We start from the raw sequence: 18,006 nt of genomic DNA on the forward strand, positions 1-18,006 counted from the left end.
AGATTTGAAAAACTGTTAAGCGGTAATGACTGAATACAATCATCGAGATATTGAGCCTAAATGGCAGGAGTTTTGGAAAAACAACGAAACTTTTAAAGCAGAGGTTGACACTTCTAAACCTAAATTCTATTCGCTGGACATGTTCCCCTACCCTTCTGGGGCTGGCCTTCATGTGGGCCATCCGCTGGGTTACATTGCTTCGGATATCGTTTCTCGTTTTAAAAGAAACAAGGGTTTCAACGTTTTGCACCCCATGGGTTTCGATGCCTTTGGATTGCCTGCTGAACAATATGCTATTCAAACGGGCCAACATCCAGCCATTACAACGCGCGACAATATTGCTCGCTACAAAGAGCAATTGAAAAACATTGGCTTCTCATTCGATTGGGATAAAGAAGTGCAAACCTGCGACCCTGACTACTACAAGTGGACGCAATGGATTTTCATGCAGATTTACAATGCATGGTACAATAACGAAAGCCAAAAAGCAGAACCAATTTCTGCTTTGGTAGAAAAATTCGCTACTTCTGGCAATGCTGGAATCAATGCCGCTTGCGATGAAGACACTCCTACTTTCTCAGCAGAAGAATGGAACAGCTACAGCGAAGAGCAGCAACAGCAAGTTTTGCTTAAATACCGCTTAACCTACCTTTCAGAAACGTCTGTAAACTGGTGCCCTGAACTGAAAACCGTGCTTTCAAACGATGAAGTGAAAGATGGTTTTTCAGAAAGAGGCGGCCATCCAGTTGTGAAAAAGAAAATGAAGCAATGGAGCATGCGCATAACCGCTTATGCTGAAAGATTGCTTAAAGGACTTGAAAACATTGACTGGCCAGAGCCATTGAAAGAAATGCAGCGCAACTGGATTGGAAAATCCATGGGTGCTGAACTTACATTTCCGGTGGAAGGCCATGATTTAGGCATTACGGTTTTCACCACGCGAATCGATACTATTTTCGGGGTTACTTTCCTTTCACTAGCACCTGAAAGCGAATTGGTAGCCCAACTTACTACGGCTGATCAAAAAGAAGCGGTTGAGGCTTATGCTGAAATCGCTAAAAACCGTTCGGAGCGTGATAGAATGAGCGATGTAAAAACCATTTCGGGTGTATTTACGGGAAGCTATGCGATCAATCCTTACAATGGTGAAAAAGTACAGATTTGGGTAGCCGATTATGTTTTGGCTGGTTATGGCACTGGAGCTGTTATGGCCGTTCCTTGTGGTGACCAACGCGATTATGACTTCGCGAAACACTTCGATTTACCGATTGTACCGGTAATCAAAGATGCCGATATCAGCGAAAAAGCAGATCCAACTAAAGACGGAATAATGATCAATTCTGGCTTTTTGGATGGCCTTTCTTGTAAAGAAGCTATCGCTAAGGCGATTGAATTTGCTGAAGATAAAGGCATTGGCAAAGGCAAAATCAATTACAGAATTCGTGATGCGATTTTTGCCCGTCAGCGTTATTGGGGTGAACCTGTGCCTGTTTACTTTAAAAATGACATTCCATATTTGGTAAACGAGGCCGATTTGCCAATCATTCTACCGGAAATCGATAAATACTTGCCGACAGAAGATGGTGATCCTCCATTGGGTCGTGCAGAAAACTTTACCTATACGCCAAAAGGTGAATCAGAAGCTTATCCGTTGGAATTGAGCACCATGCCAGGCTGGGCGGGTTCTAGCTGGTATTGGTACCGCTATATGGACGCCAAAAATGAGCAAGCTTTTATTGACAAAGATGTTCAGGAATATTGGGAGAATGTGGACTTATACATTGGTGGATCAGAACACGCCACAGGTCACTTGCTGTATTCTCGATTCTGGAATAAAATCTTGTTCGATTTAGGTTATGTAAACCAAGAAGAGCCTTTCAAAAAACTGATCAACCAAGGGATGATTCAGGGAAGGTCGAATTTTGTTTATCGTGTAAAAGGTGAAAACAAATTCGTTTCTAAGGGCTTGAAGAAAGATTATGATACCATCGACATGCACGTTGATGTGAACATTGTTTATAACGATGAACTTGATTTGGAGGCTTTCCGCAACTGGCGACCTGACTTGGCCGATGCTGAATTCATTCTGGAAGACGGTAAATACATCTGCGGTTGGGAAGTAGAGAAAATGTCGAAATCCAAGTACAATGTGGTTAACCCTGATGACATTATTGAGAAATACGGGGCAGACACTTTGCGCTTGTACGAAATGTTCTTAGGGCCATTGGAGCAGTTCAAACCATGGAATACCAACGGTATTGATGGCGTTTCTAAATTCTTGAAAAAACTTTGGAGACTTTTTTCGATAAAGAAGGTAACTTCTCCGTAACAGATGAAGCACCAAGCAAAGAAGCGTTGAAATCACTTCACAAAACCATCAAAAAGGCAGAAGAAGATATTGATCGTTATTCGTTCAATACTTCGGTGAGTACTTTTATGATTTGCGTGAATGAGCTTACCGCAATGGGCTGCAATAACCGATCTATTCTTAGTGACTTGATCGTGATTATTTCTCCGTATGCTCCTCACATCACTGAAGAATTATGGTCGCTATTGGGCAATGAAGGCAGTATTGTAAATGCGCCTTATCCAATTTGGGACGAGAAACACTTGAAAGAAGATGATTACGAATATCCAGTTTCAATCAACGGAAAAATGAGAACCAAGCTCAGTTTCCCTGTTGACATGGACAAAGCGGAAATCGAAAAGCAAGTAATGGCCAATGAAACCGTTCAAAAATGGCTTGAAGGCAAGACTCCGAAAAAAGTGATTATTGTGCCTAAAAAGATCGTAAACATTGTGATTTAAGTTCAGCTTAAACTGAAACATACAAAAACGGCTAGATCAGATTTGATTTAGCCGTTTTTCTTTAAAAAGAAACCCTCCTTATTTAAAGGTATTTTACTTAACTCCTTGGATGAAAATCTTGGATGACTTGCTTTAGGTAGTCCCTATCTAAATGCGTGTAAATTTCTGTGGTGGTAATAGATTCATGTCCTAACATTTCTTGCACAGCTCTTAAATCTGCGCCTCCTTCTATTAAATGAGTAGCAAAACTATGCCTGAAAGTGTGTGGGCTTACGGTTTTGTGAAGACCAGCTTTGGCGACCAAATCTTTAATGGTCATAAACACCATTTGGCGAGTGAGCTGCTTGCCCCTTCTATTCAAAAACAGAAAAGATTCATGGCCAGGTTCAATGTCCAAATGAACCCTAACACCATCGCGATACAGTTCAATATATTTTAAAGCCTCTCGGCCAATGGGCACGAGCCTCTCTTTGCTCCCTTTGCCCAGTATTCTCAAAAAACCAATTTCATAATGAATATTGGAAGTTTTAAGATTGATGAGCTCTGACACCCTCAATCCTGAACTATACAAAGTTTCGAGCATGGCCCGATTTCTCATGCCTTCAGGTTTTGAATGATCAATTGCTGCTAGAATTTGGTCGATTTCATAAACATCCAAAGTATCAGGTAGCTTTCTGCCCAACTTAGGCGCCTCAAGCAAAGCAGTCGGATCGTTCTCCATTTCTCCCTCGTACAATAAAAATTTGTAGAAAGACTTCATTCCAGAAATGATCCTAGCTTGAGAATGAGCACTCATACCCAACTCATTTATGTACTCTACAAAATCCTGCAAATCGGTAATGGCTACCTGTGAAGGGCTGATTTCACGATTGGATATATCGAGAAACTGTTTTAGTTTCACCACATCTCGAACGTAAGCTTCCACTGAGTTACCTGAAAGCGACCGTTCCAGTTTTAAGTAATTTTCGTATTCCTGAATATAGATTTCCCAAGCCACGGCTAAAGATAAACAACCGCACGACAAAATGAAGATCATCATCATAAATGGCCCTAATTTAAACCTACTCGGCACCCGTGAAAAGACGATTTACGGCAATCAAAACTTCGAGTCTTACTTTGAAAACCTTCAAGAAAAGTTCAAAGACCTGACTTTAGAATATTATCAGAGTAACGTTGAAGGCGAATTGATCAACAAGCTACATGAAGTCGGTTTTAGTTATGATGGTGTGGTGTTTAATGGCGGTGGATATACTCATACTTCGGTTGCCATTTCCGATGCCATTGCGGCCATCAACACACCCGTAGTAGAAGTTCACATTTCAAATATTCATGCACGGGAAGAATTCAGACACTTAAGTTTGATCACCAAAGAATGCGCAGGAATGATCACTGGGTTTGGGCTAATAGGCTACGATATGGCCCTTTATTATCTTCTACAGAAATAAGAACATAGAGAAAAGCACTTTCTAGGCCCTTAAACTTCTCATTTTATTAATGAGGCTTTTGCGGCTATCTAAAAAATCAAATACCTAATTTTGCATAAAAAATGCAATGTTCGATTTCAAAGAAATTCTTTCAGTAACCCTGATTCTATTCTCTGTGATCGATATTTTGGGCTCTGTGCCCATAGTAATCGATCTGAGGCAAAAGGTTGGTCATGTTCAGTCGGAAAAAGCGACTTTAGTGGCTGGTATTCTGATGATACTTTTCCTTTTTGTAGGAGACAATCTATTGAGCCTTTTTGGCATTGACGTAGGATCGTTTGCCATTGCGGGTGCCATTATCATGTTCATTATTGGTATGGAAATGATTTTGGGCAGAAACTTCTTTAAAAACGAACCCAGCCAAAGCAACAATTCATCTATTGTGCCGATTGCTTTCCCTTTGATTGCCGGAGCGGGAACACTAACCACCATTATTTCCATTAAAGCTGAATATTCAGAATGGAACATTTTAGTAGGCATTGTGGTGAACTTGATCTTTGTTTATTTGGTGTTGAAATCCACCAACTGGCTGGAGAAAAAAATCGGAGCTGGCGGCATAGGAGTGCTACAGAAAGTATTCGGAATTATTCTACTCTCAATCGCCATAAAACTATTTAAAGACAACATTATCAATTTATGATTACCATTTATACTGATGGCTCTTCGCGTGGCAATCCCGGTCCGGGTGGCTACGGGGTTGTGCTTAAATTTAGAGAACACCGAAAAGAGCTTTCAGAAGGCTTTCGTTCAACCACAAATAACCGTATGGAACTGATGGCGGTTATAGTTGGGCTGGAAGCCATTACCAAACCCAATGCCCCTGTAACGGTTTATTCCGATTCGAAATACGTGGTTGATGCCGTTGAAAAAGGTTGGCTTTGGGGTTGGATTAAGAAAGGATTCAAAGGCAAAAAGAATAAAGATCTTTGGCTTCGCTTTGCAGAAGTTTATAGAAAACATCGGGTTGCTTTTCAGTGGGTAAAAGGCCACGCAGGTATTCCTGAAAATGAACGCTGCGATCAACTGGCCGTAGAAGCTGCCGAAGGAGGAAACTTGAAGATTGACTTTGAGTTTGAAAATGGTATTAACGACATTTAGAATACACTCAAAAAAAGTGAGCAGAGATTAATCTTTAGTTTGTCTCTGCTCGCTTCTCTAATTCCCCCAAATGGCCAATTCATATTTTCAGTTTAAACAATTTAGAATTGAACAGGGAAATTGTGCCATGAAAGTAACCACAGAAGGCTGCATTTTTGGCACTCTGACATTGGTTCCTGAGCATACTCAACGAATTTTGGATATTGGTGCTGGAACCGGCCTTCTATCTTTGATAAAAGCTCAACAAAGCCAATATTTTCAAAATCCTCCACAAATAGATGCTGTAGAAATAGATGAAAGCGCTTTTCTACAGGCCCACGAAAACTTCAAAAATTCACCTTGGAAAAAACAGCTCTCGGCTTTCCATACTTCATTAACCGATTTTCAATGCGATTCTCCCTATGATTTGATTATCAGCAACCCTCCGTTCTTTTCAAATCATATGACAAGTGTGGATGAACAAAAAAACAAAGCCATTCATAATCAGAGCCTTTCTCCAGAACTTCTCGCAAACTCAATTGACCAAATGTTGAGCAATTCAGGCAAAGTTTCGATTCTTTACCCGGCTTATGAAATGGAAAACTTTACTGAAATCATGAGGTCTTTGGGCTTTTCTGTGGTCACTGACCTTACCATATTGAATGGGCCGAACAAACCGGTGTTCAGAAAAATCAGAGAGTTTTCACGAAATCATTCATCACTAATTACTGAGAAAACTATTGCCATTCGCGACCAAGATGGCATGTATTCATCAGAAATTCATCAGGCATTATCCCCTTTCTACCTTCACTTATAACGCACTCGTTTGCAGGGACTGAATTATCTGAATATCTTGCCAGCCATTACAAAAAGTCGCGCATGGAAGTATTAGGGATTGACATTGGAGGTACAGGAATTAAAGGTGCCATTGTAGACACCAAAGCGGGAAAAATCATTTCGGATCGGTTCCGAATTCCGACTCCAAAACCTTCAACCCCAGAGGCTGTGGCCCAAGTGGTAAAAGAAATTAAAGAGCATTTCGATTGGCACGATGACATTGGCTGTGCTTTTCCAACGGTAGTTGTAGATGGCAAAGCAATGTATAGCAGCAACTTGGACGATTCGTGGAAGGGCACCCAGATTGACGACTTGTTTAGCGAACACTGTGATGATGAGCATTTTACCGTAATCAACGATGCGGATGCGGCCAGTATAGCCGAAATGCGTTTTGGTGCAGGAAGGCACAAATCGGGGCTTGTTATGGTGATTACCGTAGGCACTGGCTTGGGAAGTGGCGTTTTCTACGATGGGCAGCTCATCCCCAATTTTGAGTTGGGCAGAATGTATGGTAAAGATGGCGATTTGATAGAATACTATGCCGCAGATTCGGCTCGCAAAAGAGAAGATTTAGACTTTGACACTTGGGGCAAACGGTTCAATTTCTTCTTGAAACATATTGTTCGAATTTTCTCTCCTGATCACATTATTATTGGCGGTGGGGTAAGCAAAAAAATTCACAAATTCAGAAAGCATATTAAAATCAAGACTCCTTATTCGGTTTCAGAAAAGCTGAATAATGCAGGTATTATCGGTGCTGCTGTCTATGCTGCAGAACATCATAAATAGTGAAAGGATAAAAGTATCTTACTTCTAAGTTTCCAATTCAGTTAAAGCTTTAAACACCTCTTCATCAAAAACTAACTCAGCTTTATTCAGATATCGTTGCATACCAAGCATTACCTCGAAATTGGGTTGGTGAAGATGTTTCGGGATTTTATAAATCCTTTCATCTTTTTTGTCAAAAGGCGTTTCTTCCTTGGAACCAAAAAGATAAGGAATCAGAATTTTAGAACAGCTCATGGCAATTCTGTCAAGCTCAAAGCTTTGAAAGTGGTTTTGGAGGCGAAGATTAATCTCTTCAAAAAACTCGATTGTACTGGCGAGTCTCACCCTTGATCCAGCCCTTGATTTACCCTTTGTTTTGAGATGTTTAATCTGGCTCTTTCCTTGTTTCTTCCTAACCATATAAGCCGAAAAAACTTTATGCGCTACGCATTTTTCATCTTCAAAAACACCAACAGAAGCACTGCCCGACTGAACCAACAACATCAAATATGTAATCTTTCTTTCTAAATCGAGATTCAGTTGATCATCACAAGGCAGTGTAATAGGAAGTCGTAAAAAAGCTCCCCTATCAGTTCCTTCTTGGCTGAGCTCTATTCTGTGCTTTTCAAAGTCATATATTAACCCATAACCCTGACCATCAAGCTTTTCCACTAAAAACTGGACTTCTGCCCTATCAAAAAACAAACTCTTCATTGCCGAATGATAACAAAAGGATAGATAATGCTCAAAAGAATCTTTTTCATTTTGAAAAAAGCTTTGTCAAAATGAAAAACAACCAATAGCCTGCCAAGGTTATCCATCATTGAAAACGCTTAGAAAACGGCCAAAATGAAGCTTAAAGGCAAACTTATTTCACAAAACAAAAAGAGGCATGCCAAATGCAGAAAAATCGGCAACAACTTCTAACACATCATGACTAAAACATCTACCCGCAAACAGAAAATTCTGAAGTATAGCCTATTGAGTATAGGCTCAATTTTTGGCTTAGGAATTCTTTTCATCTTAAGTGTCTATCTCCAATTTTGGGGGCCAATTCCTTCGAAAAAACAACTCACAGAAATCAAGCAAAGCAGAGCTTCCGAAGTTTATGCAGCTGGTGGAGAGCTTATTGGCAAGCACTACATTTTCGATAGGCAACCCATTACCTACGAAGATCTTCCTCAACATTTGGTAAATGCGCTAATCGCTACAGAAGATGCCAGATTTTACGATCATAACGGTATTGATAAGCGCAGTATGTTTCGGGTTCTATTCCGTTCCATTCTTCTTCAAGATGCCTCTTCTGGTGGTGGAAGTACCATCTCTCAGCAGCTTGCTAAAAACCTTTACCCAAGAAAGGATTACAGCATTTTCAGCATGCCTGTAAACAAAACGAGAGAAGCGGTAATTGCCAGAAGATTGGAAAACAATTACAGCAAAGAAGAAATTATCACGCTCTATTTCAATACTGTTTCTATTGGAGATAACACCTATGGCATCGAAAGCGCAGCCATGAAATTCTTCAACAAAAAAACTCAGGATTTAACCAAAACCGAAGCGGCAGTTCTAGTGGGAATGCTGAAAAATCCAAACCTTTTCAATCCAAGAATTCACCCAGAAAGAAGTAGAGAAAGACGAGATGTGGTGCTGAGCCAAATGTTCAATTACGGATATTTATCGAAGGAAGAGCTGATTATAGAAAAGAATAAACCGCTAGAACTTAGCTACAGAAGTTTCAGTCACAATGCTGGTTTGGCTCCTTATTTCCGCGAACAGGTGAGAAAAGAAGTAAAAGCTTGGGCCGAAAGTCATAAAGATGAAAATGGAGAGCCGTACAACCTGTATACCAGCGGGCTGAAAATCTACACAACTCTGGATTTTGAAATGCAACAAATGGCCGAAGCTGCCATGGAAGAACACATGACCGATCTTCAATCTCAATTTGAAAAGAGCTACGGAAAGGGTGCACCATGGCTTAGCAACAAGCAAATCATTTCATCGGCTATTGCCAAAACGCCAAAATACCGAAGTTTGAAAGCTTCAGGAAAAACCGAAAAGGAAATTATGGACTCTTTAAGCATTCCATATGAAATGGAGCTTTTTGATTGGGGCGGCAAGAAAATCGAAAAAATAAGTCCGATAGATAGTGTTAAGCATTATCTGAAGTTTTTGAATGCGGGAATGCTTTCCATCGACCCTAGAACGGGCGCAATCAGAAGTTGGATTGGAGGAATTGATTTCAACAATTTCAAATACGATCACGTGAGTCAAAGCAAGCGGCAGGTGGGTTCAACCTTCAAGCCTTTTGTTTATACCGCTGCTTTAGAAGCTGGTTTAGATCCTTGCAAGCACTATTCTGGAGAACAAGTCACTTATGTAGATTTCAACAATTGGACACCGACAAACTCAGGAGCCGAACCTGGCTACGATTTGAATTACTCAATGAAAGCCGCTTTAAGCAATTCGGTCAACACGGTTGCTGTCAAAGTTTTGGACGATGCGGGATTGCAGAATGTAATAACGCAAGCCCATAAAATGGGAATTACTTCAGAATTGCCTGAAGTGCCTTCCATTGCTTTGGGAACTGCCGAAATCAGTATTCTAGAAATGGCAGAAGCATATTCTAGTTTTGTAAACGCTGGCCATCATGCAAAACCCTATTTCATTACCCGAATTGAAGACAGTAAAGGGCGCGTAATCGCTGAATTCAAACCTGAAATCAGTACTGAACCTTCTATTTCCGAAGAAACGAGAGAAATCATGATCGAAATGATGAAAGCAACAGTAAATGAAGGAACCGCCACAAGACTTCGATGGAAATATGGCTTGAAAAATGACATCGCTGGAAAAACAGGAACTACACAATCCAATAAAGACGGTTGGTTTGTCGGGCTAACACCAAAAATGGTGACTGTGACTTGGGTAGGTTCAGACGATCATCGCATAGGTTTTAGAACTACTAACTTAGGCCAAGGCGCCAGTTCTGCGCTTCCCATTTATGCGCTCATGATGCAGCGAATGAATAAAAATTCAGCATATCGATCTATTACCGATGCTCGTTTTCCTCCCCCATCTATGGACGTGATGAACAAATTAGCGTGTGCACCAACACAAGAAGACGGCTTGTTAAAAAGGTTATTCACCAATAACGACAAGCCAAAACCAATGAAGTTTAAAGACAATACAGAAGGAGAAGAAAAAGAGAAAGAAGGCCTTTTCAAGAAAATTGGCAACCTTTTTAAAAGTAAAAAGAAAAAAGACAACTAGTTGGAAGACCATCCGTAACCTTAATTTTCGGCTAGCCTTAACGGGCAAATAAACTTAGGTCGGCCTTGTTCTTCATTGTTTGAGTACTGAAATATCCCAAGGTCTAATTTTTAAAGGGATAATTCTTTCCAATGAATTGAACCAGGCTTTATTCGAAACTTGAAACAAAACGATGGTATCATTAATTGACAGAAACTTCGGTCAACATGCGTTTGATGTAATAGAAGCCACCAAACGCATGAAAGTTTTTGCAACCAAAAATCTTACTTACAGCGACTGCGGTCTTTCTTGCGACACTTTCAACATAATGCATATCCACAAAGGGCAAAGCCTTTCTAAACAGGAATTGCATACCGCTATTCAACATTATGTAAGTGAGAAAAGAGATTACTGCATCTGGATTAACCGTGAAAATCTGACTTCGGAAGTAGAAGGTTTTTTTAGGCAACTGGGCATGAAAAAGCAGGGGGAAGAAATAGGAATGGTTTTAAATCTAAGCGATTATAAGCCAGTTGAATCTTCAGATCATTATGAAAATATTAAGGTAGTAAAGAACCCAGCGCTACTCTCTGAATATGCTGAAGTAATTGCCTCTAACTGGAACCCAAAAGACCAGAATGTTCTGAAATTCTATAAAAAAGCCTTCCGTTTCTATTTGAATAAGGAACATGGAGTAACCATGCTGGTTTATTTCCAAAAGGGAATGCCAATTTCTACGGTTGAGCTATTTCCAACGGATGATGAAACGGTGGGGCTCTATGGTTTGGCTACTTTAGCTCAAAATCGAGGCAAAGGCATTGGAACTGCCATGATGAATTTTGCGCTGAAAACTGCGAAGGAAATGGGTTACAAAAATGCCATCCTCCAAGCTTCGGAAGATGGCATTGGTATTTATCATAAACTAGGTTTTGAAAATATCACAACCTACTTTGAATTTGCTGGCAATTAGTCCAGCACAACTTCTTCTTCAATAAAATGGAAACCAAGTTCATCCAATTCTGAAAGAATAGGTTCGTAGAATTCAGGTGTAATAGGAATTACAACTCCCCTCGCCTGAATTTTACCCTGCAAAAGTAACTTAGTAGCCACACCAAGCGGAAAACCAACTGTTTTTGCCATAGCGGTTTCATTGGCATTTTCGCCATTTGCCACCATTGCCGATCGGATTCGCTTTGTGACGCCATTTTCCACATAATCGAACAAATGCCACATCACAATTTGATCCTTTTCATCGGGGCTAATCGTCCATTTCTTTTTCAGAATGTGCTCTAAAATTTGAGCTGGCGTTCCTTTTTGTAAGCCCACTGGAATTTCCTCGAACATATCCAGCCACTTTAACTTGTGCATTTCTGGCCCATCCAATTCCAAACCAAGGTAGTAGGCCAATTTCAGTTCTACGGAATCCGTTGGGTTATAAGAAAGAAACGAATTGATAAACTGCCTGTGCGTCATTTGATTCACTCCATCCATTTGGTAAGTATCATCTGTTGCTCCTAGTTGCACAAAAACGTCCCAAGCTTTGCTGTATCCTGGCCTTCTCAAAGTTCCTCTAAAAAGTGTTTGAATGCCTTGAAGATTATACACATCCATATACATTAAAGAATCACGATTCGCATAGCCTTCAAAATATCCATGACCAGGAATATGGATCATTTCAATCCTTCTAAATAGCTTATGATATGGAATGAATTTATAGCGCCCTTCTTGAATAAACTTCACAGTACCTTGCCCTGCCAAAACCACATTTCGGGGGTTCCATGTAAAACGATATTGCCATGGATTATCATCATCAGGATTAGGCATTAGAAGCCCACCTGTAAACGATTCGAAAGCCCTAAGTTCATGCCCTTGATTACGAATATGATCTATGATTTTCATGGCCGACATATGATCAATTCCAGGATCTAAACCACATTCATTCAAAAACAACAAGCCTTTTTCTTTTGCTTGCTCGTTGAGAGCCCGCATATCGTCACTTACATAGGAAGCCGTTAGAAGGTGTTTACCCAAGGCCAAACAGGTTTCAGCCACTAAGGGATGAAAAGAAGCCGGAAGCATAGAAATTACCACATCAGCAGCACCAATTACTTCGTTTCTTTCTTGCTCTTCCCGAACGTTAAAAGCTATGGCTTTCGCATTTTCATTTCCCTTTACCTTCTCTTCAGCCAATTGAAGCGCATAATCTGCTACCGTAACTTTCCAGCCATTTTCGGGTGCAATTGAGAGCAAATAATTGATAAGAGAAGTTGCAGAGCGGCCCGCCCCTAGTATTAAAATCTGATTCATATTTTTCCATAGGTTTGGCATCTAAACTCATCATTTTTTTAGGCGCAACCAAGGCAAACGCGTTGAATTCGAAACAAAACCTTCAAAATGATTCTTCGTTCAAAAACATTCGTAACTTCCCGAGTGCGTACCAAAAAACGGACATGCCAAATAAGATAAGTCAACACATTTCCCTCACGGTTTATGAACCAGCTGAGGTTCTCCCAGAAGTTTCTTCCTTAATCGAAAAAGCAAAAGAGGCTGCCCTTAGGGCCTATGCTCCCTACTCCAATTTTCAGGTTGGTGCGGCTTTATTGATGGAAAATGGAGAAGTGGTAACTGGGAACAATCAGGAAAATGCTTGTTATCCTGCAGGGCTTTGTGCGGAAAGAGTAGCTTTTTTTGCAGCCAAATCGAAAAACCCTGACTTGAAAGTTTTGAAAGTAGCGATTGTGGCAAAAAACGCAAGTGCTGACTTTTTTAAACTGGCGACACCTTGCGGAAGCTGCAGACAAGTGATGAGCGAATACGAATTTAATCAGAAGCAAGCCATCACCATTTACTTGAGTGACGAAGAAGGGAAAATCTATGAATCCGAATCGGTAGACAATTTTCTTCCTTTCAAATTCTCGAGCGAAAATCTATAATTCATCATGGAGAACAGAGTAAAGTTTGAGTTTGAAGCTCGATATTTTACGTTAGGCGAAATCTCAGACGACATTGAGCAAGTATGGTTTGTTTGTCATGGGCACGGGCAGTTGGCGAAATTCTTTATTCGCAAATTCCAGTGCATCGATGATGGAAAAACTCTAATTATAGCCCCTGAGGGACTGAACCGATATTATTTAGAGGGTTTCAGAGGTCGAGTGGGTGCTACTTGGATGACCAAAGAAGATCGCGAAACAGACATTCAAAACTACCTTATGTTTCTAAAGACTGTTTTCGATGAAGTAAAATCCAAATTGAATAAGGAAGTACGTCTGACTCTTTTTGGTTTTTCTCAAGGAGCAGCAACCATTTCACGTTTCGCAACACAAACCGATGTTCAATTCGATAAACTTGTGCTTTGGGCAGGCATTTTCCCTCCTGATTTACCTCCTTTAAAGAGTACCGAAAAGTTAAAAGACAAGCGAGTTTTCTGGGTGTACGGAGCCAAAGACCCTTTTCTTTCAGAAGGTTTAATGAAAGAGCAAGAAGCTATCGCGGAGCAAATAAAAGTTGCCCCCGAAGTGCTTAGTTTCGAGGGCGAACATGAATTGTATGAAAAAGCGCTGATCGAAATCAGCAGCATCTTTTAGCGCATGAACCACCAGCGCTGTTCTCTTATCAGGCGAGATACATCTCCGTCATTTACAATGGCTACTGGACCTTCATAAATACCGCCTTCGTTTCCTAAATCTTCTACTCTAATGGCAATGGTGTTTTTACCCGGTTTTAGCACATTAGAGGGAATGGGATAAATTCTAAGTTTTTCGTAGCTGTGTGAATTTCCAAGCCATCCGCCATCGTTTGTAGACCCAATTTTTTGGCCATTGATGAAGACTTCGTCAAAGTCATCGATTTTTCCTGCTACTAAGGTTAATCCACTTGTTTTTCCAGTCACTTCAAATTCCTTTCTGTACCAGGCATAATCCCTGATATCCTGCCAACCAATAGCTCTCCAATTGCTTGGCACCATGATGTTCTCCCATTTGTCATCATCATAATCTTTATCGGCATATTCCTTTCTATCACCCATTCTGATTTTCCACACACCTTCCAAGTAAATCGCATCTTTTGCCCAACCTTCGGGAATAAACACACCAACATCGCCAGAATATATACCGCCTTCTCCACCAGCATCGAATACGCGAACAGAAATGAGGTTATCGCCTTTGTAGTTCAAAATATCAGAGGGAATTCGATAAAAGCGTTCAGCTTGAACAGCCGTGTAATATTCAGGAGGAAAACTACCAGAGAAACCTATTTTCTTTCCATTGACAAACACTTCATCAACATCATCGATGTAGCCTAGTTTAAGGTAAACAGCCTTTTCTCCATTTAAATCGCTTCCCTTGAAAGTGGTTCTATACCAAGCATAGCCATCGTAGCCATTAAAACCTTCTCGTTCCCATCTGCGAGGCACGTATATTTCTTCCCAATCGCTATCGTCATAGTCTGTGGTAGCCCATTCTTTGTGGTCGCCAATGGAAAATTTCCAATACCCTCTTAAGTTTACCACCCTATCAAAACTTTGAGCTTTAACACCAAAAGCTACCATCGATAGAATGACCATATAGTAAATTTTTCTCATTGAAATTCTGTTTAAAGAAGCCCGCCTCAACAAAGTGAGACAGGCCACATTAGTAGTTTAGTTTAAGTTTTTCGTTTAACCTTTGGGCTACTCGCTCATCGACTATACAAACATACGGCTGGCCTCAAAAGTGTATGTCATATGGCCGTAAAGAGATGTAACAAAATGTCACAAGCCGTTTAATTCTTTCATCATTAATGGCTAACACATCAAAGAATCATTTTATACCCCACGCCATGCACGGTTAAAATGACTTTGGGTTCATTATGGTTTTGCTCAATGCGTTGGCGCAGCCTTAAAATGAAGTTATCGACTGTGCGGGTTGTGGGTTGGGATTCGTATCCCCAAACTTTATTCAGAAGGTCGTAGCGCGACACCACCTCATTCTTATTTTCTAATAAATATTGAAGAATCTCGAATTCTTTATGTGACATCCTAACGCTTTCACCAGCCACTGATGCCGAATACTGATCGAAATCCACAGTGAGTTTGCCAATCAGAACGGCTCCCGATTTTGTTGAAGATGATGCGGATTGTGAACGCCTTAAAATCGCCTTTACGCGAGCGATGAGCTCTCGAAGACTAAAAGGTTTGGTCAAATAATCATCTGCGCCCAGTTCTAGCCCTAGCACTTTATCTATTTCTTCAGATTTGGCCGTAAGGAAGATAATTGGCGTTAATACCCCCATTTTCCGAACCGCTTTGCAGACATCAAAACCCGACATTTTTGGCATCATAACATCTAAAATGATGAGGTCGAAAGTTTGATTACTGATTTTTTGCAGCCCATCTTCGCCATTAATAGCCAATTCTACCTGATACGATTCAAACTCAAGATTATCCTTAAGTCCTAACCTCATGGAAGGTTCGTCTTCAACAATTAATATTCTTGCCATTTCTATTTATTATAAATCGGGAATAAAAGCCTGAAAGAGCTTCCTTCTCCTTGTGTACTTCTTACTTCAATCTTTCCATCGTGAGCATCCATTATGTGCTTCACAATGGTTAATCCCAAACCAGAGCCTTTGGCATCGTGAACATCACCAGTATGCACTCGGTAAAATTTCTCGAAAAGCTTTTCCAATTGCCCTTTAGGAATACCGATACCCTTGTCTCTCACCTCCACGTAGACTTGATCGCTCACCCTGCCGGTAATTAACTCCACTACTTTACGGTCGCTGCTATATTTCATGGCATTATCGATAAGGTTCACCAAAACTTCGATTAGCGCTTCTTTATCAGCATAAATAGTAGGCAAGCTCCCATGTTCTTCAAGCTTGAAGGCAAAACCATGGCTTTCCAAATGGTATGAATAGGTATTGAGAACTTCGCTACTGACCTCGTTCAGGCATTGTTCTTCTTTCTGATATTCCCTTTTATTCGCTTCAATTTTTGAAAAACTCAAAATACGATTGATCATATTGGAAAGTCGCGCCACTTCTTTGGTAATAATCTCGTAGTATTCCTTCTTCTTCTCTTCGCCTTTCACGCGATCCATCAAAAGGGTTTCGGCAAACATGCTGATTAAAGCGAGAGGTGTCCGAATTTCATGCGACACATTGGAAACAAAATCGGCTTTATTTTGAGCCAACTCCATCTCCTTTCGAATATTTCTGAACACCAAAAGAACGCCCAACATTAAAAACAGAAACAGCAAAGCCAGAGCGACCAAATTTTGCTGCTTACGTTGTATCACAGCGTCTTGAATGGAACTTCCTGTGCGGGAAATACCAATTTCATAGCGAGGGAGTAAATCCAAGGTTTCACTCCTAACATTTGGCGTTTTACCCTTTAAATTAATGTTTGAATAAATGATTTGCTCATCGGATTTATTCCTGCACAAAATAACAAACTCGCCCCGGCTTACTTCTTGAATTTTTGGCCCCAAGATTTGCTCTATAAATTCATCGGCAGAAAAATAATAGGTGCAGAAACGGTAGTCTTCCTCATTGCCAATTACAAACTGGAATATTTCGAGCGGCTCACCAGCAACGGTCACGCTTTGCCAACCGGGCTCAATTTTCTGATAAGCACTTTTATATCGTATCAGCCGCGAAACACCTTCTGTATTATTATAAATACTGTCGGCAACCTTCTGCAGTTCAATGGATACATCCCCATTTTGAGTGTACAATTGCTGAGTTTCATGCTTTACATCTCGCATATCTAAGGCCCTAAAAAAACGGTAAGGCCTTATTATCGAATCAATTTTCTGGGCATTGCTGTACTGAAAAGCATTGTCCATTTTAGTGGCAATTCCACCAACAACATCTTGGGTATATTGATTTAAAGAAAAAAGAACAGCTTCGAGTTGGCGTTCATAAATAACTTCGAGTTCTTCTTCATCGGCCGTTAACGAACTGAGTTCGAAAACTCCATAAGTAATTATGGGCGCTAAAAGTAAAACAAATAGCAGCAGATTATTTCTAAACTTATTTTTGGCCATAGGAGTAACCCTTGCGGGAAATCGAAATTACGAATTTGATTGTCAGCCAATTAAAACCGTGACAATCTTTTACATTTGTGTTGTTTTTAAAACAGATTCACTATCTTTGCAGCCCGAAATATTAAATCATTGATAATGAACAATTACGAAACAGTATTCATTTTAAATCCCGTTTTGTCTGATGACCAGATGAAGGATGCTGTCGGAAATTTTGAAGAGCTTCTAAAAAACAACGGAGCTGAAATTATTAATGTAGAGAAATGGGGCTTGAAAAAATTGGCTTATCCAATTCAGCACAAGTCTACAGGATTCTACAATTTGATTGAATTCAAAGCCGACTCTCAAGTAATCAAAACTTTGGAAATCGAGTACAAAAGAGACGAAAGAGTAATGAGATTCTTGACTATTGCGCTTGACAAACACGCGATAGAGTACAACGAAAGAAGAAGAAAAGGCGAATTCAACAAAACTAAAAAAGAGGAGGCTGCAGCATGACACTTGTTAACGAACCAGTAAACAGAGATCAACAGAAGAAAAAATACTGTCGTTTCAAAAAGAACGGCATTAAGTACGTTGATTACAAAAACCCTGATTTCCTTTTGAAGTTCGTAAACGAACAAGGAAAACTTCTTCCAAGAAGATTAACAGGAACTAGCTTGAAATACCAAAAGAAAGTGGCTCAAGCGGTAAAAAGAGCAAGACACATTGCACTTCTTCCTTACGTAACAGATTCATTGAAATAATTTGAACCCTTAAATTAG

At 40.3% G+C, this 18,006-nt stretch carries 17 protein-coding genes and 1 pseudogene; 12 read left to right on the plus strand and 6 right to left on the minus strand.

Features of this window, described 5'->3' with window-relative positions; genetic code table 11:
* Positions 1-25 precede the first annotated feature (25 nt).
* Positions 26-2,808 (plus strand): annotated as a pseudogene (gene leuS, locus ACXACJ_RS10900) (leucine--tRNA ligase).
* A 97-nt stretch (positions 2,809-2,905) separates the two neighbouring features.
* Here leuS and xerD read toward each other — a convergent pair.
* Positions 2,906-3,850, minus strand: a complete 945-nt coding sequence (gene xerD / locus ACXACJ_RS10905; protein ID WP_475134398.1) for a site-specific tyrosine recombinase XerD — start codon at positions 3,848-3,850, stop codon at positions 2,906-2,908.
* Here xerD and aroQ point away from each other — a divergent pair.
* The 5 genes from aroQ to ppgK all read left to right on the plus strand — a co-directional run bounded on the left by aroQ (position 3,834) and on the right by ppgK (position 6,995).
* Positions 3,834-4,253, plus strand: coding sequence for a type II 3-dehydroquinate dehydratase (aroQ, locus tag ACXACJ_RS10910; protein ID WP_475134399.1), 420 nt, complete (start codon positions 3,834-3,836; stop codon positions 4,251-4,253). The genes xerD and aroQ overlap by 17 nt on opposite strands.
* A 106-nt stretch (positions 4,254-4,359) precedes the next feature.
* Positions 4,360-4,932 (plus strand): MarC family protein, encoded by a 573-nt coding sequence (locus tag ACXACJ_RS10915; protein ID WP_475134400.1) that lies wholly within the window; start codon positions 4,360-4,362, stop codon positions 4,930-4,932.
* Entirely contained in the window at positions 4,929-5,390 is a 462-nt protein-coding gene (gene rnhA / locus ACXACJ_RS10920) for a ribonuclease HI (protein WP_475134401.1), read from the plus strand. The genes ACXACJ_RS10915 and rnhA overlap by 4 nt, the downstream gene beginning before the upstream one ends.
* A 70-nt stretch (positions 5,391-5,460) precedes the next feature.
* On the plus strand, positions 5,461-6,186 hold the full coding sequence (locus tag ACXACJ_RS10925; RefSeq protein WP_475134402.1) for a tRNA1(Val) (adenine(37)-N6)-methyltransferase: 726 nt from the start codon (positions 5,461-5,463) through the stop codon (positions 6,184-6,186).
* A gap of 62 nt (positions 6,187-6,248) precedes the next feature.
* Positions 6,249-6,995: a polyphosphate--glucose phosphotransferase gene (gene ppgK / locus ACXACJ_RS10930; protein ID WP_475134403.1), complete on the plus strand. Its 747-nt coding sequence runs from the start codon at positions 6,249-6,251 to the stop codon at positions 6,993-6,995.
* A 24-nt stretch (positions 6,996-7,019) separates the two neighbouring features.
* Here ppgK and ACXACJ_RS10935 read toward each other — a convergent pair whose 3' ends face one another.
* Positions 7,020-7,688, minus strand: coding sequence for a hypothetical protein (locus ACXACJ_RS10935; RefSeq protein WP_475134404.1), 669 nt, complete (start codon positions 7,686-7,688; stop codon positions 7,020-7,022).
* A gap of 219 nt (positions 7,689-7,907) precedes the next feature.
* Here ACXACJ_RS10935 and ACXACJ_RS10940 point away from each other — a divergent pair, with 219 nt between their 5' ends.
* The gene (locus tag ACXACJ_RS10940) at positions 7,908-10,241 is read left to right on the plus strand and encodes a penicillin-binding protein 1A (protein WP_475134405.1); all 2,334 of its coding nucleotides are present in this window, start codon (positions 7,908-7,910) and stop codon (positions 10,239-10,241) included.
* Positions 10,242-10,413: 172 nt separating this feature from the next.
* Positions 10,414-11,190 (plus strand): GNAT family N-acetyltransferase, encoded by a 777-nt coding sequence (locus ACXACJ_RS10945; protein WP_475134406.1) that lies wholly within the window; start codon positions 10,414-10,416, stop codon positions 11,188-11,190.
* Here the strand turns inward: ACXACJ_RS10945 and ACXACJ_RS10950 are convergent.
* A complete protein-coding gene (locus ACXACJ_RS10950) occupies positions 11,187-12,527 on the minus strand; it encodes a saccharopine dehydrogenase family protein (protein WP_475134407.1) in 1,341 nt (446 codons plus the stop codon). The genes ACXACJ_RS10945 and ACXACJ_RS10950 overlap by 4 nt on opposite strands.
* Before the next feature lie 143 nt (positions 12,528-12,670).
* On the opposite strand from ACXACJ_RS10950, the gene cdd reads away from it, so the two are divergent.
* The gene (cdd, locus tag ACXACJ_RS10955; RefSeq protein ID WP_475134408.1) at positions 12,671-13,153 is read left to right on the plus strand and encodes a cytidine deaminase; all 483 of its coding nucleotides are present in this window, start codon (positions 12,671-12,673) and stop codon (positions 13,151-13,153) included.
* Between the two features lie 6 nt (positions 13,154-13,159).
* The gene (locus ACXACJ_RS10960; protein WP_475134409.1) at positions 13,160-13,804 is read left to right on the plus strand and encodes an alpha/beta hydrolase; all 645 of its coding nucleotides are present in this window, start codon (positions 13,160-13,162) and stop codon (positions 13,802-13,804) included.
* On the opposite strand, the gene ACXACJ_RS10965 is transcribed toward ACXACJ_RS10960, so the two are convergent.
* The 3 genes from ACXACJ_RS10965 to ACXACJ_RS10975 form a co-directional block, all read right to left on the minus strand.
* A complete protein-coding gene (locus tag ACXACJ_RS10965; RefSeq protein WP_475134410.1) occupies positions 13,801-14,799 on the minus strand; it encodes a beta galactosidase jelly roll domain-containing protein in 999 nt (332 codons plus the stop codon). The genes ACXACJ_RS10960 and ACXACJ_RS10965 overlap by 4 nt on opposite strands.
* A 209-nt stretch (positions 14,800-15,008) precedes the next feature.
* Positions 15,009-15,695, minus strand: a complete 687-nt coding sequence (locus ACXACJ_RS10970) for a response regulator transcription factor (RefSeq protein WP_475134411.1) — start codon at positions 15,693-15,695, stop codon at positions 15,009-15,011.
* Between the two features lie 2 nt (positions 15,696-15,697).
* The gene (locus tag ACXACJ_RS10975; RefSeq protein ID WP_475134412.1) at positions 15,698-17,245 is read right to left on the minus strand and encodes a sensor histidine kinase; all 1,548 of its coding nucleotides are present in this window, start codon (positions 17,243-17,245) and stop codon (positions 15,698-15,700) included.
* Positions 17,246-17,374: 129 nt separating this feature from the next.
* On the opposite strand from ACXACJ_RS10975, the gene rpsF reads away from it, so the two are divergent.
* Positions 17,375-17,740 carry a 30S ribosomal protein S6 gene (gene rpsF / locus ACXACJ_RS10980; RefSeq protein ID WP_475134413.1) on the plus strand — a complete coding sequence of 122 codons (366 nt, stop codon included), beginning with the start codon at positions 17,375-17,377 and terminating at the stop codon, positions 17,738-17,740.
* Positions 17,737-17,988, plus strand: coding sequence for a 30S ribosomal protein S18 (rpsR, locus tag ACXACJ_RS10985; RefSeq protein ID WP_445760476.1), 252 nt, complete (start codon positions 17,737-17,739; stop codon positions 17,986-17,988). The genes rpsF and rpsR overlap by 4 nt, the downstream gene beginning before the upstream one ends.
* The last annotated feature ends 18 nt before the right edge of the window (positions 17,989-18,006 follow it).

Source organism: Roseivirga sp. AWQ4_251 (assembly GCF_056158225.1).

Excerpts from the sequence above, each read along its gene's own strand:
- ACXACJ_RS10935 (WP_475134404.1), bottom strand. The coding sequence starts at position 7,688 with ATGAAGAGTTTGTTTTTTGATAGGGCAGAAGTCCAGTTTTTAGTGGAA.
- rpsR (WP_445760476.1), top strand. The coding sequence starts at position 17,737 with ATGACACTTGTTAACGAACCAGTAAACAGAGATCAACAGAAGAAAAAA.
- cdd (WP_475134408.1), top strand. The coding sequence starts at position 12,671 with ATGCCAAATAAGATAAGTCAACACATTTCCCTCACGGTTTATGAACCA.
- ACXACJ_RS10970 (WP_475134411.1), bottom strand. The coding sequence starts at position 15,695 with ATGGCAAGAATATTAATTGTTGAAGACGAACCTTCCATGAGGTTAGGA.
- aroQ (WP_475134399.1), top strand. The coding sequence starts at position 3,834 with ATGAAGATCATCATCATAAATGGCCCTAATTTAAACCTACTCGGCACC.
- rnhA (WP_475134401.1), top strand. The coding sequence starts at position 4,929 with ATGATTACCATTTATACTGATGGCTCTTCGCGTGGCAATCCCGGTCCG.
- xerD (WP_475134398.1), bottom strand. The coding sequence starts at position 3,850 with ATGATGATGATCTTCATTTTGTCGTGCGGTTGTTTATCTTTAGCCGTG.
- ACXACJ_RS10960 (WP_475134409.1), top strand. The coding sequence starts at position 13,160 with ATGGAGAACAGAGTAAAGTTTGAGTTTGAAGCTCGATATTTTACGTTA.
- ACXACJ_RS10940 (WP_475134405.1), top strand. The coding sequence starts at position 7,908 with ATGACTAAAACATCTACCCGCAAACAGAAAATTCTGAAGTATAGCCTA.
- ACXACJ_RS10945 (WP_475134406.1), top strand. The coding sequence starts at position 10,414 with ATGGTATCATTAATTGACAGAAACTTCGGTCAACATGCGTTTGATGTA.
- ACXACJ_RS10925 (WP_475134402.1), top strand. The coding sequence starts at position 5,461 with ATGGCCAATTCATATTTTCAGTTTAAACAATTTAGAATTGAACAGGGA.
- ACXACJ_RS10965 (WP_475134410.1), bottom strand. The coding sequence starts at position 14,799 with ATGAGAAAAATTTACTATATGGTCATTCTATCGATGGTAGCTTTTGGT.
- ppgK (WP_475134403.1), top strand. The coding sequence starts at position 6,249 with ATGGAAGTATTAGGGATTGACATTGGAGGTACAGGAATTAAAGGTGCC.
- ACXACJ_RS10915 (WP_475134400.1), top strand. The coding sequence starts at position 4,360 with ATGTTCGATTTCAAAGAAATTCTTTCAGTAACCCTGATTCTATTCTCT.
- ACXACJ_RS10950 (WP_475134407.1), bottom strand. The coding sequence starts at position 12,527 with ATGAATCAGATTTTAATACTAGGGGCGGGCCGCTCTGCAACTTCTCTT.
- ACXACJ_RS10975 (WP_475134412.1), bottom strand. The coding sequence starts at position 17,245 with ATGGCCAAAAATAAGTTTAGAAATAATCTGCTGCTATTTGTTTTACTT.